General features: G+C 64.1%; 13 protein-coding genes and 1 pseudogene. 8 read left to right on the top strand and 6 right to left on the bottom strand.

The features are described from left to right. Window positions 1-113: 113 nt before the first annotated feature. The 3 genes from ACVW16_RS19770 to ACVW16_RS19760 form a co-directional block, all read right to left on the bottom strand. Window positions 114-332, bottom strand: a complete 219-nt coding sequence (locus ACVW16_RS19770) for a hypothetical protein (RefSeq protein WP_456700817.1) — start codon at window positions 330-332, stop codon at window positions 114-116. A gap of 1 nt (window position 333) precedes the next feature. Then, complete coding sequence (locus ACVW16_RS19765) at window positions 334-993, bottom strand: acyl-homoserine-lactone synthase (protein WP_456739006.1); 660 nt, start codon at window positions 991-993, stop codon at window positions 334-336. A gap of 82 nt (window positions 994-1,075) precedes the next feature. Further along, window positions 1,076-1,804 (bottom strand): helix-turn-helix transcriptional regulator, encoded by a 729-nt coding sequence (locus ACVW16_RS19760; protein WP_456736593.1) that lies wholly within the window; start codon window positions 1,802-1,804, stop codon window positions 1,076-1,078. A gap of 167 nt (window positions 1,805-1,971) precedes the next feature. Here ACVW16_RS19760 and ACVW16_RS19755 point away from each other — a divergent pair, with 167 nt between their 5' ends. The 5 genes from ACVW16_RS19755 (at window position 1,972) to ACVW16_RS19735 (ending at window position 7,322) form a co-directional block, all read left to right on the top strand. Beyond that, window positions 1,972-2,148 (top strand): hypothetical protein, encoded by a 177-nt coding sequence (locus ACVW16_RS19755; RefSeq protein ID WP_456736594.1) that lies wholly within the window; start codon window positions 1,972-1,974, stop codon window positions 2,146-2,148. 197 nt (window positions 2,149-2,345) lie between these two features. Further along, complete coding sequence (locus ACVW16_RS19750; RefSeq protein ID WP_456700813.1) at window positions 2,346-3,284, top strand: LysR family transcriptional regulator; 939 nt, start codon at window positions 2,346-2,348, stop codon at window positions 3,282-3,284. Window positions 3,285-3,428: 144 nt separating this feature from the next. Further along, window positions 3,429-4,307 carry a shikimate dehydrogenase gene (locus ACVW16_RS19745; protein WP_456736595.1) on the top strand — a complete coding sequence of 293 codons (879 nt, stop codon included), beginning with the start codon at window positions 3,429-3,431 and terminating at the stop codon, window positions 4,305-4,307. 88 nt (window positions 4,308-4,395) lie between these two features. Next, window positions 4,396-5,454, top strand: coding sequence for a Gfo/Idh/MocA family protein (locus ACVW16_RS19740; RefSeq protein WP_456736596.1), 1,059 nt, complete (start codon window positions 4,396-4,398; stop codon window positions 5,452-5,454). Next, window positions 5,451-7,322, top strand: coding sequence for a bifunctional sugar phosphate isomerase/epimerase/4-hydroxyphenylpyruvate dioxygenase family protein (locus ACVW16_RS19735; protein WP_456736597.1), 1,872 nt, complete (start codon window positions 5,451-5,453; stop codon window positions 7,320-7,322). The genes ACVW16_RS19740 and ACVW16_RS19735 overlap by 4 nt, the downstream gene beginning before the upstream one ends. A 126-nt stretch (window positions 7,323-7,448) precedes the next feature. Here ACVW16_RS19735 and ACVW16_RS19730 read toward each other — a convergent pair whose 3' ends face one another. After that, complete coding sequence (locus tag ACVW16_RS19730) at window positions 7,449-8,621, bottom strand: ABC transporter substrate-binding protein (RefSeq protein WP_456700809.1); 1,173 nt, start codon at window positions 8,619-8,621, stop codon at window positions 7,449-7,451. A gap of 313 nt (window positions 8,622-8,934) precedes the next feature. On the opposite strand from ACVW16_RS19730, the gene ACVW16_RS19725 reads away from it, so the two are divergent. Next, window positions 8,935-10,200 (top strand): NAD(P)/FAD-dependent oxidoreductase, encoded by a 1,266-nt coding sequence (locus ACVW16_RS19725; RefSeq protein WP_456736598.1) that lies wholly within the window; start codon window positions 8,935-8,937, stop codon window positions 10,198-10,200. 192 nt (window positions 10,201-10,392) lie between these two features. On the opposite strand, the gene ACVW16_RS19720 is transcribed toward ACVW16_RS19725, so the two are convergent. Then, window positions 10,393-11,601, bottom strand: a complete 1,209-nt coding sequence (locus ACVW16_RS19720) for a cytochrome P450 (protein WP_456736599.1) — start codon at window positions 11,599-11,601, stop codon at window positions 10,393-10,395. A gap of 82 nt (window positions 11,602-11,683) precedes the next feature. Between ACVW16_RS19720 and ACVW16_RS19715 the strand changes: the two genes are divergently transcribed. Continuing rightward, entirely contained in the window at window positions 11,684-12,187 is a 504-nt protein-coding gene (locus ACVW16_RS19715; RefSeq protein ID WP_456736600.1) for a MarR family winged helix-turn-helix transcriptional regulator, read from the top strand. 317 nt (window positions 12,188-12,504) lie between these two features. Here ACVW16_RS19715 and ACVW16_RS19710 read toward each other — a convergent pair. Then, a pseudogene (locus ACVW16_RS19710) lies at window positions 12,505-14,362 on the bottom strand (feruloyl-CoA synthase). A gap of 148 nt (window positions 14,363-14,510) precedes the next feature. On the opposite strand from ACVW16_RS19710, the gene ACVW16_RS19705 reads away from it, so the two are divergent. Continuing rightward, entirely contained in the window at window positions 14,511-15,005 is a 495-nt protein-coding gene (locus tag ACVW16_RS19705) for a MarR family winged helix-turn-helix transcriptional regulator (RefSeq protein WP_456738250.1), read from the top strand. The last annotated feature ends 24 nt before the right edge of the window (window positions 15,006-15,029 follow it).

The raw sequence follows: 15,029 nt of genomic DNA, 5'->3' as shown, positions 1-15,029 counted from the left end.
CGGTCATGCAAGGAGGCCGCCGCGCTGGATGGGGCAGCCTGCCGCACCCAAGCGAAAACCCTCCCCGTTGCCGGGAAGAGGGAGCTGTTGAGGCCGGGATGAGGAAGCGACGTCTAATGTGACGTGATGTGACGGGGAAGATCGTTCGGCTCGTTGAGCTCGCTGTTGGCGGTCGAGGCCTCCAGCGCGGCCATCCGGAACAAATAGGCGAGCGTCACCAATCCGGCATCGTCCGCCATCTGCGCGAGTTCGAGCGCCATGTCCGACATGTAGCCGAGATTTTCGTCCTTGGTCTGCGCCATGATCTGGCCGTCTCGCATCATGTTCGACATGTCAGGCGGTCTTTCGTTGCGCGGCAGCGAGGCCGCAGGTGTTGGCACGGGCGATGCAATCGAGACGCGGTCCGTCCTGGCGCACGATCGAAGCCACGCCGATGCGATCATGCAGGGCATCGAGCGTCTGCCGGCGAATGTCGATTGTGGCGGCCATGGTCCACGCGTTTTCCACCAGCGCCGGCAGGCCGAGCGGAGTCACGACGAAGCCGGCCTCCTGGAAGCGCGGCAACCACCAAGTTTCCATGATCGCGCTGATCTGCGCAATTCCCTGGCCGAGGCAGAACTCCTGCACTGCCGCCATCAGCTGCAGGTTAAGAGCGCCGTCACGGCGATCACGTACGACGAAGTAGCGCGACCATTCCCAGATCAGTGGATCGGCAGGGCAGCCGCGAACCGCAGCCAGATGCGGGAAGACCTCGCTCATCATCGACGGTTTGGTGGTCGGGTAGAGCCGGTGACCGCCAATTACGCGGCGCCCCTCCAGCGCAAGCAGATAGACGGTGTCCTCGTTGTCATAGGAGTCGATCTCGCGACCATCGGGCCTGCGGAGGGTTTCCCAGTGCCGTTCCTCGACGAAGATGTCGTGGCGCAGCCGGAAATGCTGTTCGAGTACGTCTTCGTACAGGTGGCGATTGACTGCGGAAATTGCGTGAATCATGAAAACCCCCATCCAGCCTCAATGGAGGTAGCCTCCTCAAAAAGGCGCGAAGTCGATATTGGGAAATTTCCCAGTACGTCGCTTAGGGATTGATGATCTTGTGGCGAATCGCCAGCACAACCGCATGCGTGCGGTTGACGGCGCCGAGCTTGCGCGCCGCAGTTGCAAGATGTTCCTCGGCAGTTCGCTGCGTGATGTGCAGGATCTGGCCGATTTCCCAGGCCGACTTGCCCTGCGAGGCCCAGAGCATCACCTCACGCTCGCGTGGGGTGAGGCGCGCCGAGGGATGCGGCGCCGGTTCGAGCAGACGGCGAATATGGTCGAAGCCATACATCGCCATCAGGTGCAGCGCCGGCTTGCTTCGCGCGTTGAGATCGAGATGCACGCCGCCGAGCGAAACGCCGGCCGCATAACCGGTGAGGCTGTGGATCGGCACGATGAAGCCGCGCGACATGCGAAAATCGGTGGCGCGATTCATCACCTCGGCCGCATCCGGCTCGAGGTCGGCATCATAGGGCGCTTCCGACCATTCAAACGGATTGACCGATTGTCGGCACAACCGCAGCACAGGGTCGGCACGGTCGTAGTTGTTCTGAGTGTAGAGACTGAACCATTCCGCCGGCCAGCGCTTGGCGAGCACCATCTGTGCAAACCGCTGGTCGGGATTCGGCAATCCCGTCACGATGATGGTTTCGAAGCCGAAGCGACCGAACGCCGCTTCGAGCGCATTCATGGCGGCCGGAACCCTGTCATAGGCTCCCAGCCCTTCGATGAAGTCCAGCGCTTCGCGGCCATAATCCACGACGGACATTTGTGCATTCCCTGCCACTCGCGGCTCGATATAGCACGTCTTAGGGGGGTGCCTCAATTCACTGCCCTCTGTAATTCCCCGGTGTGGCGCTGGCATCGAAGATTTAATCTACTTGTGGAGGAACTAACGTCCAGTTACGCCTAAGGCGTCAAGAGCGAGAAGCTACGATGGAAGACGAGAACATCGCCCTCAACAGCGTGCTCGGCCTGGAATTGAACCGCGTGTTTTTCGCCGTCCGCGATATCGCGAACAAGCAGAAAATCATCGAGTACGCGCGCGACGTGCTGCAAAGCGAGCGTGCGGAGCGGCCCGGCAGCGTTTCGCCGGAAGGGCCTTGTAGCTGAGACCCAGGCTGCGGCAGACGGCCCGATGCAATGGACCGCCCGACGATGCCCTTCCCTGTGAACGCGCCGATTTTGGTCGAAACACCCCCGCCGCGAAACCTCTCGCCCTGCTCCGCCCCAGCCTCACTTTGCCGCTGGATGACATCCCGGCTCTCGTGAGATGATCGTCGCCACGAGCTCTCTCGGATGCCAAGACCATGATGACGCTGCGCCAGGTTGAAGTGATCCGTGCCGTGATGGTGACGGGCACCATTGGCGGCGCGGCGAAACTGTTGAACGTGTCGGCGCCGGGGATCAGCCGGCTGGTCAAATACACCGAGCGCTCGCTCGGCATCCGCTTCTTCCAGCGCCGGAACGGCCGCTACTTCCCGACGCCGGAAGCCGAGAACATCTTTGAGCAGATCAACGGCGTCTACAAGAAGGTCGACGACCTCTCCGAGCTCATCTCCAAGATCGGCCGCGGCGGATTGTCGGAATTGCGCATCGGCTCGGTGCCGAGCATCTCGCAGGTGATGGTGCCCCGCGCGATCGAACGCGTGCGCCGCCGCTATCCTGATTTGGGCATCGACATCAACATCCTGAAGCTCGAGGAAGCAATCGACTATCTCATGCTCGGCCGCGGCGAGTGCGTCGCCATGAGCTACCGGCTGGACCATTCCGGGCTCGACTTCATGCCGCTCGCTTCGGGCGAGCTCTATTGCGTCGTGCCGCCGGGCCACGAGTTGGCGGGGCGCAAGCAGGTCTCGGCTGCCGAGATCACCCGCTACCCTCTGATCGGCATCGATCCCAACGACCCTTACGGCCGGATCATGGCCGAGATGTTTGCCCGCCACCGGCTCGACTACAACATCACCATCCGGGCGCGGTTCGGCACCACGGTCTGCGCGCTGGTGAAAGCGGGGCTAGGCATCGCCATCATCGACCAGTTCACGGTGGCGCATGGCGGCTATCCCGGGGTCGAGCTGTTGAAGATCACCGAGCCGACCCGTTTCGAGACCTATATCGCGGTCAAGCGCGGCGCGCCGCTGTCGCTCCATGTCGAACATTTCATCGAGTCCCTGCGCGCCGAGATGCGCGCCGTCGAGCCGTCCCGCGGCAACGGCAAGGCCGCGGCCGCGCGGACCCGGAAGAAATAACATTATGTTAGGCTTGCGGGACGAAAGGGTAATTGAGTCAGGCAGGAGATTGACTATCGTTCCTGTTGGAATTGCGCGGATTTTCCCGCTAATGGCCTGACATCAACGCGCCCCGAAGAGACGACCAAGAGACCATAACGGATCATGTCTAACCGCGGACCTGCCGCCTCCCAAAAGCTCCTGACCGGCCTGATCGGCGCGCCGATCGCCCATTCCGCCTCCCCCGCGATGCATGAGCGCGCAGCCGAGGCACTGGGCCTGCGCGGCCACTACCAGCTCATTGAGGTCGCGGGCGCCGACACGGCCGGGCTCAGCATGATGCTGGAGGGCGTGCGGCGGCTCGGCTTTGCCGGCGTCAACGTCACCTTCCCCTACAAGGAGGCCGTCGTGCCGCTGCTCGACGAGCTGGCGCCGGGCGCGGCCGCCATGGGCGCGGTCAATACCGTGGTCGTCAAGGACGGGCGGCTGATCGGCCACAACACCGACACCACGGGCTTTGCACATGCCGTTCAGCCCCTGCTGGCCCCTTCCGGAAATGCGGTGGCCGTCATCGGCACCGGTGGCGTCGGCAAAGCGATTGCGTTTGCGCTGGCGAGCCTGAAGGTCGCCGACCTCCGCATCTTCGACAGCGAATCGGCGCGAGCCGAGAAGCTTGCCACCCTGCTGGCCGAGCACGGTGGCGCACGGGTGGCCCGAAGCGTCGAGGACGCGCTCGATGGTGCGACCGGGCTTATCAACGGAACGCCGGTCGGCATGCTGCCGAACCGCAACACACCGGTGCCCGCGGTGCTGCTCCGAGCCGATCTGTGGGTCGCCGATGCCGTCTATTCGCCGCTGATCACGCCGCTTCTTGCCGCAGCGCGAGAGAAGGGTGCCCGGATCATGACCGGGCGGGAGCTTGCGATCTACCAGGCTGCCGACGCCTTCGAACTGTTCACGGGCCTCACCCCCTCGACCGAAGTCATGGGAGAGGCTTTTGATGCCGTGATGGCGGCACGTAGCGCCGCCTATCGGGCAGCTTGAGGCGGATGGTCGACGAGGCCGCCTCCATCCTGAACGATCCGAGGATCGGCCAGCTCTTCGTCGGTGGCGTCATGGAGGAGAACGCAGCATGAGCCCGCGAAAGCGCATTGCGGTCGCCGGCGCCGGCTTGATCGGCCGCCGCCACATAGAACTGATCGAGGCCTCGCAAGACTGCGTGCTGGCCGGCATTGCCGATCCCTCACCCGCTGCGACCGATCATGCGCGGGCGCGCAACGTGCCATGCTACACAGATCACCGCGCATTGCTGGCGCAGGAACAACCCGACGGTCTGATCATTGCTTCCCCGAACGCCCTGCATCTCCAGATGGCCCTCGACTGCGCCGAGGCCGGCGTGCCGGCGTTGATCGAGAAGCCGGTGACCGACACCGTCGCTGCCGCGCAACGTCTGTGCGCAGCCGTCAAACGGACCGGCGTGCCGATGCTGGTCGGCCATCACCGCCGGCACAATCCCATCATCAAGGCCGCTCGCGAAACGGTGGCAGACGGCAAGCTCGGCCAACTCACGGCCGTGGTCGGGTTGTGGCTGCTGAAAAAGCCCGACGAATATTTTGATGTGGCGTGGCGACGCGAGCACGGTGGCGGCCCGCTGCTCATCAACCTCATCCACGACATCGACAATCTCCGCTTCATCTGCGGCGAAATCAGCGAAGTGCAGGCATTGACGTCGAACAAGGTTCGCGGCTTTGCCGTCGAGGACACCGCTGCATTGCTGCTGCGCTTTGCCAATGACGCACTGGGAACGGTGACCGTGTCGGATGCGACGCCGGCGCCGTGGAGCTGGGAGCTCGCGTCCGGCGAGAACGCTGCATACCCGAAGCAAGACCAGCCCTGCTACATCTTCTCCGGAACCGCGGGTTCGCTGTCGGTGCCCAATATGGAGCTGTGGACCTATGCGCAGCAGCCCGGCTGGTACGCGCCGCTGTCGCGCGCGACGATCGCGCCCGCCGCATTCGATCCCCTGGCCGAGCAACTCCGGCATTTCTGCGCGGTGATCGCGGGTCGCGAACAGCCCTTGATCTCGGTGCAAGACGCGATGGCCACGCTCGCCGTCGTCGAATCCGTCGGCGAAGCCGCGCGCACGGGTCAAAAAATATCGCCGGGCCACATCATGGAGCAGGCCGCATGAACAAGCGCTCGATCGCAACCGTTTCCCTTTCAGGCGCCCTCGACGAAAAGCTGCGTGCCATCGCATCCGCCGGGTTCGAGGCGGTCGAGATCTTCGAGAACGATTTGCTGTCGTTCGGAGCGAGGCCGCGCGAGATCGCAAAACTCTGCAAGGACCTCAATCTCGAGATCTGCGCGTTCCAGCCGTTCCGCGACTTCGAAGGCATGCCGGAGCCGCAGCGCTCGCGCAATTTCGCCCGTGCCGAACGCAAGTTCGACCTGATGCAGGAGCTCGGCACCGATTTGCTGCTGATCTGTTCGAACGTCTCGCCTGCCTCGCTCGGCGGCATCGACCGCGCCGCGGATGATTTTCGCGAGCTCGGCGACCACGCCGCCAGGCGGGGCTTGCGCATCGGCTACGAGGCGCTGGCCTGGGGCCGGCACGTCAACGATTATCGGGACGCTTGGGAGATCGTGCGGCGCGCCGATCATCCCGCGATCGGCGTCATCCTCGACTCTTTTCACGCGCTGGCGCCCGGCTTCCCGGTACGGCCGATGGCCTCGATCCCCGGTGACAAGATCTTTCTGGTCCAGCTCGCCGACGCGCCGAAGCTCGAACTCGACGTTTTGTCTTGGAGCCGACACTTTCGCTCCTTCCCGGGCCAGGGTGATCTGCCGGTCAGCGAGTTCATGCAGGCGATTGCCGCGACCGGTTATTCCGGTCCGTGGTCGCTGGAGATTTTCAACGACCAATTCCGCGCCGGCTCGGCCGGGCAGACCGCGGTCGACGGCCTGCGCTCGCTGATCCTGTTACAGGACCAACTCGCCCCGCATTGGCCCAGGCTCGTCGGCGAGCCCTTGGCGCCGAAGGCGAAAAGCAGCGGTACGGGCTTCATCGAGTTCGCCGTCAACGAGAACAAGGCCGGCGAGCTCGCGCATTTGTTGTCACAGCTCGGCTTCCGCAAAAGCGGCAAGCACCGCAGCAAGGCTGTGGAGCGCTGGTCCCAGGGCAAGGTCGAGCTCGTGATCAACTCCGAGACCGACGGCTTTGCGCATTCGCATTATGTCACGCACGGCCCCGGCGTCTGCGCCATCGCGCTCGACGTCGACAATGCCGGCCTTGCCATGCAGCGCGCCGAGACCCTGAAAGCGCGCACCTTCTATCAGCCGGTCGGGCCGGGCGAGCTGGAGATCCCCGCGATCCACGGCGTCGGCGGCAGTCTGCTCTATTTCCTCGACCAGGCCGGCAAGAACTGGGACACGGATTTCGAACCCGTCGCGGGCGACGCAGGTGCGGATGCGCTGCTCGCGGTCGATCACATCGCGCAGTCGATGCCCTATGACGAGATGCTGTCCTGGCTGTTGTTCTATACCGGCATCCTGGACCTCGCGCGGCTGCCGCAGATGGAGATCGCGGACCCCCGCGGCCTCGTGCAGAGTCAGGCCCTCGTCAATGGCGACCAGAGCCTGCGCTTCGTCGTCAACGGGTCCTCCGCCAACCGCACGCTGCCGGCGCGCTTCATCTCGGAGTTTTTCGGCTCAGGCGTGCAACACGTCGCCTTTGCGTGCGAGGACATCTTCGCCGCCGTCGCAGCCATGCGCGCCCGCGGCGCGGGCTTCCTGGATATTCCTGATAACTACTACGACGACATCGAAGCCAAATACGACCTTGCCCCGGATGTCATGGCCAAGCTCCGCGCCAACCACATCCTCTATGACCGCGAGGGCGACGGCGAATTCTTCCAGGTCTACACCCACATCTTCGACGAGCGCTTCTTCTTCGAGATCGTCGAGCGGCGGAACTATCAGGGCTTTGGTGCGGCCAATGCCGGCATCAGGCTCGCCGCGCAGGCGCGCGAGGTGCGGCCCGCGAGCATACCGCGGCTGTAGGTTCCATCCAACCGCCATTGCGAGGAGCGTCGCGACGAAGCATGACGGAAAAGACAGCGCGGTGAACTCCTCTCCTCGCATCCGCCTTCCGATCCGGCGGGACAAGTGCGGGGAGAGGTGGGGACCTCATTTCATCGGGCACTTGTCGTGGAAGCGGTCCTGATCAGCAGTGACGATGGTGGCGACGGTCTTCAGCGAAAGCTCGCCGCCTGCACCCTTCACCACGTCCTGGAGATAGAAGTTCTGGATCGGGATGTGGTTGTTGCCGTATTTGAACGCGCCGCGCAGTGACTTGAAGTTGGCCTTCTCCATCTCGGCCTTCATCGCTTCCTTCTTGGAGGTGTCGCCGCCGACGGCGATCACCGCGCTGTTGATGAGCTGCGCCGCGTCATAGGCCTGCGCGCCGTAATAGCTCGGCCGGGCGCCGGGATATTTCGCGCGGTAGTCGGCGACGAACTTCTTGTTCTGCTCGTTCGGGAGATCGTTCACCCATTCCTGCGCACCGGGCACACCGAACGCATTCTCCTTTTGTAACGGCAACGTCGTCTCGTCGACGGTGAAGGCGGTGTAGAGCGGCATCGTGCTCTTCATGCCGGCCTGGACGTATTGATTGAGGAACTGCGCGCCGGCCGCACCGGGATAGAACACGAAGATCGATTCGGCGCCGGAGGCGCGGGCTTTCGCCAGCTCCGCCGAGAAATCGAGCTGGCTCGGCCAGACCGTGTATTCCTCACCCTTGATCTCGCCCTTGAACGTGCTCTTCAGGCCGGCCAGCATATCCTTGCCGGCGGCGTAGTTCGGACCAATCAGGAACACGCTCTTGACGCCGTTCGCATTCATGTAGAGGCCCATGGCGGCCGGCGTCTGGTCGTTCTGCCAGGAGGTCGAGAACACGTATTTCGAACACAGCTCGCCCGCGAGCTGCGACGGGCCGGCATTGGCCGAGATCATGAAGGTCTCCGAATCCACCGCGGTCTTGAGCGAGGCGAGCAGCACGTTCGACCAGATGTAGCCGACCAGGAAATCGACCTTGTCGGACTGCACCAGCTTCTCGGTCTTCTGCTTGCCGACATCGGGCTTCTGGCCGTCGTCCTCGTAGATCACCTCGACCGGCTTGCCGCCCATCTTGCGACCCATGTGGTCCAGCGCGAGCTCGAACGAATTGCGCATGTCGTTGCCGATCACGGCGGTCGGGCCGCTGAAAGTCGAGACGAAGCCGATCTTGATGGTGTCGCCGGCGAATGCCTGATTCGCCAGCACAAGCGCCGCCGCGCCCGCCAGCCAGAATGCCGTCCTCATAGCCACTCCCCTCCTTATTATCGATCCCGGAAACGGGGTGATCGCCGCCTTCGGGTCTGTCTCGATTGAACGCAAAATCTGTCGCGCGGCCAAATGGGTCGGCGCCGGCTCCTGCACCATATTTCGCCCTAAACGGAGATGGCAAGAAATATAATTCTACTCACTTCGGCCAACGCCACTCCGAGGCTGCGGCGCTTTTCCGCGCCTGATCGATGCCTCGCCCCTATTCCCTGATTGATGACGACTATTGGACCGCGGCACCCAATCCGCACTTAAATGCAGGACAGTGAGCAGCGAGATTCGAGGGTGCATCATGGCCACAACTCCCCATCGCGTCGTCATCGTCGGTGCCGGCTTCGGCGGGCTGGAGACGACCTACCGGCTTGCGGGCGCGCCGGTCGAAATTACGCTCATCGACCGCCGCAACCATCATCTGTTTCAGCCGCTGCTTTACCAGGTCGCGACCGCATCGCTTTCGCCCAGCGAGATCGCCTGGCCCGTGCGCCATCTCATGCGCCACAGGCGCGAGGTGACGACGCTGTTTGCCACAGTCAACGGCGTCGATGCCGACAGGCGCTGCGTGCTGATCGACGACGGCAGCGAGGTGCCCTACGACACCCTGGTGCTCGCCACCGGCGCGCGTCACGCCTATTTCGGCCATGATGAGTGGGAGACATGGGCACCGGGACTGAAGACGCTGGAAGACGCGACCACGCTGCGCCGTCACATCCTGGTGGCGTTCGAGCGCGCCGAGCGCGAGACCGATCCGGCGAAGCGCGCCGCGAGACTGACTTTTGTCATCGTCGGCGCCGGTCCTACAGGCGTTGAGCTCGCGGGCACCATCGCCGAGATGGCGCATCACACGCTGCCCGATGATTTTCGCAACATCGATACGACCAAGGCCCGCGTCGTGCTGATCGAGGCTGGCCCCCGCGTGCTCGCGGGCTTTCCCGACGACCTCTCCGCCTATGCCCAGGCCTCGCTCGAAAAGATCGGTGTCGAGGTCGTACTCGGGCAGGCCGTCACCGAAATCAACCGTGAAGGCGTCGTCTTCGGCGGCAGGCTGCTTGAGGCGAAGACGCGGATCTGGGCCGCCGGCGTGCGCGCTTCACCCGCCGCCGAATGGCTGGGCGCACCGGCCGATCGTGCCGGGCGCGCGCAGGTCGAGAACGATCTCACCATCCCCGGCCACCCCGAGATATTTGCAATCGGCGACACCATCAACATCAATGCCTGGGAGGGCAAGCCGGTGCCCGGGATCGCGCCGGCTGCCAAGCAGCAGGGCAAGCATGTCGCCGAAACGATCAAGGCCCGCCTGCGCGGCGAGAGCAAGGGTGCGTTCCGCTACAAGCACGCCGGCAGCCTCGCCCAGATCGGCAAGCGGCTCGCCGTGATCGATTTCGGCAAGGTCAAATTGCGCGGCGCCATCGCATGGTGGATCTGGGGCATCGCCCACATCTACTTCCTGATCGGCCTGCGTCATCGGCTCAGCGTCGCGCTGAGCTGGCTGTGGATTTACGCCCGCGACCAACGCGCGGCGCGGCTGATCACGCAAGGGAGCAGCAAGGTGGTGGGCTAGACGTCAAGGCCCCGATCAAAAACATTGCGCCGGAGGCTATCACTTGCAGATCAAGAGCGTGGAGAGTCCGAGGAATCCCGGTGATGATGCCAGCGAGTTTGTGTCGACGGCGCGGGGAATTGCGGATGCTGCGGAGGTAATGCCGCGAGGGCATGATCAGCGCCCGCAATTGCAATCGCGTCGCCCGCCGTGTCAGGCGGGCGTGATCGTCACCGGCAGGCTGTCGAGCCCGCGCAGCGTGTTGTTGAAGCGGCGCTTCGGTTCGCCCGTGATCTCGATCCTGGCGATACGGCGGGCCAGCGCCGAGAGCATCGTCTCGCCTTCGAGCCTCGCCACGAGCTGGCCCACGCACATATGAATGCCGGAGCCGTAGCCGACATGGCCGGAGGTGCGCCGCGTGATGTCATAACTGTCAGGCTTGTCCCAACGCCTGGGATCGCGGTTGGCGGCGGCGAGGAACATCAGAACCTTCTCGCCTTCGCCGATGCTCGCACCTGACAGTTCGACCTTACGCGTCGTGGTACGGAAGAAGGTCTGCACCGGGCTTTCGAACCGCACGGCCTCCTCGAATGCATTGCGCGCAAGCGTGAGATCGCCGCGAAGGCGCTGCCACTGATCGGGGAAGCGCGCGAGGCAATAGACCGCGGCGCCGATGCCGTTGACGGTCGTGTCGAGGCCGGCCGATAAGAGCGAGCGCACCAGCAGCGGCGCTTCACTGGCCGTGATCGCGCCCTCGTCGACATGGGCATGAATGCAGGCGCCGATGCCGCCCGGCGTCAGGTTGTCGCGCTGGCACTGGTCGGTGACGTAAGCCTGGTGCGGCGCCGAGCGCGCGATCGCGCCCTGGCGCAGCCGGTTCGGCGGACCGAAGGCGTTGAACACCAGGCTCGCATAGGGAATGAGATGCTCGCGCCCCTCAGGCTTCAGACCGAGCGCATCGGGGAAGATCGCGAGTGGATAGGCCTCGGCGAGATCTGCGATCGCATCGAAGCTGCGTTTTTCAAGGAGCACGTCCACGCGCTTCTCGGCCGCCGCGGCAAAGCGGTCGCGCAGTCCCTTCATCACCGTCGGCGACAGCACCTTTGACAACACGGCCCGGGTGCGGGTGTGCTCGGGTGGATCGGCCTCGAGGATCAGGCTCGGCGGTCGCCACGGCGCCTCCTTCTTGAAGTCGCTCAGGCCGACGCCGCGGCTCGAGCAGAACGTCGCGGGATCGTTCAGCACGGCATGGACCTCGGCATAGCGCGCCACGCCATGGAGCTTCCATTTGTCGAGATAGACGACGGGCGCGGTCTCGCGCAGCAACTCATGTGTGGGATAGGGGTCGGCAAAAAAGTTCATGTCGAAGGGATCGACGTCGAGATGCGGGACGCCTGATGCGGTCGAGGCGGGTGGGCTCATAAGTGTTCTCTCTCATTTTGATCTTGTGAAAGGGCGGCGCTTGCACTTAGGTCATGAGCAGCGCCGCGAGACAGAACCCGACATGCCGCCTTCGACCCGATTCCGCCAAAAGCCTGCGCCCGCCGACGTCGGGCCGACGCTCGATCTCGATCGGTACGTTCCGGCCTTCATCACCTTCATTGCCAACAAGCTTTCGAACAGCGCGACCGCGCTCTACCAGCGGCAGTTCGGCGTCAACGTCACGGAATGGCGGATCATGTCGCTGCTGGCGATCGAGCCCGGTATTCCCGCTTCGCGCATCTGCCACGTCATCGGCTTCGACAAGGGCCCGGTGAGCCGGACCCTGGCCGGCCTCGAGAAGCGCGGCCATGTGTCGATCCGGCCCGATCCGAACGACGGCCGCACCCATTCGATCTCGTTGACGGCGAAGGGCCGGACCACCCATGACAAGGTGATCGCCGCCGCCTTCGAGCGCGAACGCCGGTTGTTGTCTTGCCTGAACAAGGACGAGCGCGAGGTATTGATCGACCTGCTGCGCCGGCTGCACGAAAATCTCGGCGCGGTGACGGGCAGCAGCGACGCCTGACGGAATCCGCGACAGGCGCGATCCGGCATCACTTCCAGACATCCGGCGGCATTTGCCCGCAGCACGCTTTCTGCCGAGCATCGTCTCCTCCGATCCGTCGCGGCGGTTTGTCCGCCGTCATTCCTGACCGAAACGGTTCGCACAAATTAGTTGCTTAGGCAACAAAAGAATCCTGCGAGATATTGCGGCAGAATGGCTGGCATATTTGGGGCCGCGTGTCCCGCGGACGCGCTGCAGCGTGCAACGCTGCTGCGCAGAGCCGGGGCACGAGAGAGCAATACCATGCGATGAACTCAGGCGGTGCAGCCGATCCACACTCAGGCAGCGCAGCCAATCCACTCCACCGATGCATCATCATTCAGCCGCGCCACCACTTCCGCCCGCCGCGTCAGCACGGCGCGCTGGTTGACGTAGCCCTTGTCGGTGATCTCGCCACCATCCACCGACGGCGGCTCGGCGAGCAGCAGCGCGCGCGTGGCGTGGCCGGAGGAATTGGTGCCCTGCTGCTTCAGTCTTGCCAGACCCTGTGCAATCGCGGACCGCACCTTGTCATGCGCAAGCACATCGCTCACGCTTGCCGAGACAGGCAGGCCGGCACGCGCACGGCAGGCGACGACGTTCGGGAACACCAGAAACCGCACCTCATCGCCGCCATGGCCGGTCACAACGATATCTTGTGCGAGCGGCGCAAGCGCTGCGATGCCGGCGACGCGCAGCGTGCCGACGCTGACCCAAGTGCCGGAATTGAGCTTGAAGTCTTCCGCGACGCGCCCGTCGAAGAACAGGCCGCGCTCCGGCCGCTCGGCGTCGGCGAACTTCACGGCGTCGCCGATGATATAAAAACCCTCTTCGTCAAAGGCCTGCCTGGTCAACTCCGGCGCCTTCCAATAGCCGGGTGTGACATTGGGACCCGCGCACCCGCACCTCCAGCTTGCCACCCGAGGCGGTGAGCTTCAATTCCGTGCCGGGTATGGGCACGCCGATGTTGCCGGAGCGCTCCGCGAGAAAATGGCAGTCGGTCGCCAGCGGCGAGGTCTCGGTCGAACCCCAGGCCGAAACCATCGGCATGGCATGACCGATGGTTTTGATCGACAGCTCTTCCAGCGCATCCCAGAGATTCTGCGGCAGTGCGGCGCCGGCGTAGAAGGCGAATTTCACCTCGCTGAAGAAACGACGGCGCAGTTCTTCGTCGTCGCGCAGCGCCGCGATCAGCATATCGAAACCGCGCGGCACGTTGAAATAGACCGTCGGCATCACGCTTTTCAGATTGGCGAGCGATGTCGCAAAGAGGCCGGGGGCGGGCTTGCCGCCATCGATGTAGAGCGAGCCGCCATTGCGCAGCACGAGATTGAAATTGTGGTTGGCCCCGAAGGTGTGGCTCCAGGGCAGCCAGTCGAGGATGACGAGATCGTCGCCGCTCTGTCCAAGAAATGTCCAGGTCTGTGCCTTTGCCTGCTGGCTCGAGGTCAGCATGCGCTGCGTGTTGATGACCGCCTTCGGCGTGCCTGTTGAGCCCGAGGTGAACAGGAATTTTGCGATTGTATCAGGCGTCACCGCCGCAAAGGCCTCTGCGACCTCGGGCGTCTCGGCCGTTGCCGCGATGACGCGGAACGCAAGCGCATCGGCATCGCCGGCGACGCCGCTGATAATCTGTGCCTTGTGCAGCGGTTTTATCGCAGCGAGTGCCGCCGCAAACGGCTTGGTGCCGGAAACATAGATCGCGCCGGGCTCAAGCAGCGAGATCATGCTTTTCAGCTTGTCGAAATCTTTCGACATCAGCGAATAGGCCGGCGAGATCGCGGCCGAGGGCACGCCGACATGCTGGGCGGCGAGCGCCAGCAGCGCGTGATCGATGCTATTGTCGGAGAGAATGACGACGGGGCGCTGGGCGCTGAGCCCTTGCGCCAGGATCCACGACGCCACCGCACGCACCCGCCGCAGGGCCCCCGCGTAAGTCACGGTGGCCCAGGGCGTCTCGCCGCTGTCGCGCTCGGCGAGAAAAATCTTGTCCGGCGTCTGCCGCGCAAAATGCTCCAGCCAGTCGCCGATGCAGCGCGCGCTCTCGCGCAGGGGCTCCGGCGAGCGCAGCACGATGCTGCCGTCGGCGCGATGCGCGGCGACCGTTTTTGACGCTGCGAACAGGCTCGAAGGATCACCGGGTGGGGCTGACGTCATGGTTTCCTCCTCGCCCCTGTCAGGGATCGGTCACAGCCTCGTTTCGGGCTGCCTTGGCCACAAGGTTGAGCATGACAATTGTTGTCGTCAACAACAATCTTCCACTGAAGCCGCCGGAGCGCTAAGGTGGCGTGGCAGGAGACGCGATGTGACAGCCAGCGCAACCCGGACTTCTCTCCGCAAACGCGGCGGCTACGGCGCGGCGCGGCCGATCGACGCGGACGGGATCGGCCTCGATGCATTGGTCGGCCATGCCGGTTATGCGGTGCGGCGCTTCCAGATCTGGATCTTTCAGGATTTCATCAAGACGCTCGGCGACGCCGGCATCCGGCCGACGCAGTACTCGGTGCTCACCGTTGTCGGCGCCAATCCCGGCCTGTCGCAGATGGCGGTGGCCAACCGGCTTGGTATCGAGCGCGCTCGGCTGGTCCGTCTGCTCGACGGCCTCGAGGAACGCAAGCTGTTGAAGCGAATCAAGTCGAAATCAGATCGGCGCTCCCACGCGCTCCACCTCACAGCGCAGGGCAACGCGGCGCTGGCCACATTGAAGCGGCTCGCCGCCGAGCACGAGCGGCACGTCGAGGAGAAGATCGGCAAGGCGAACCGGGAGCGGCTGCTTCAGATGCTTGCTGGCTTCACCTGATCGGGACTGCCCAATATTTGCGCA

It is taken from the genome of Bradyrhizobium sp. USDA 4474 (assembly GCF_054057515.1).
This window is presented reverse-complemented; position numbering and strand designations above follow the sequence as displayed.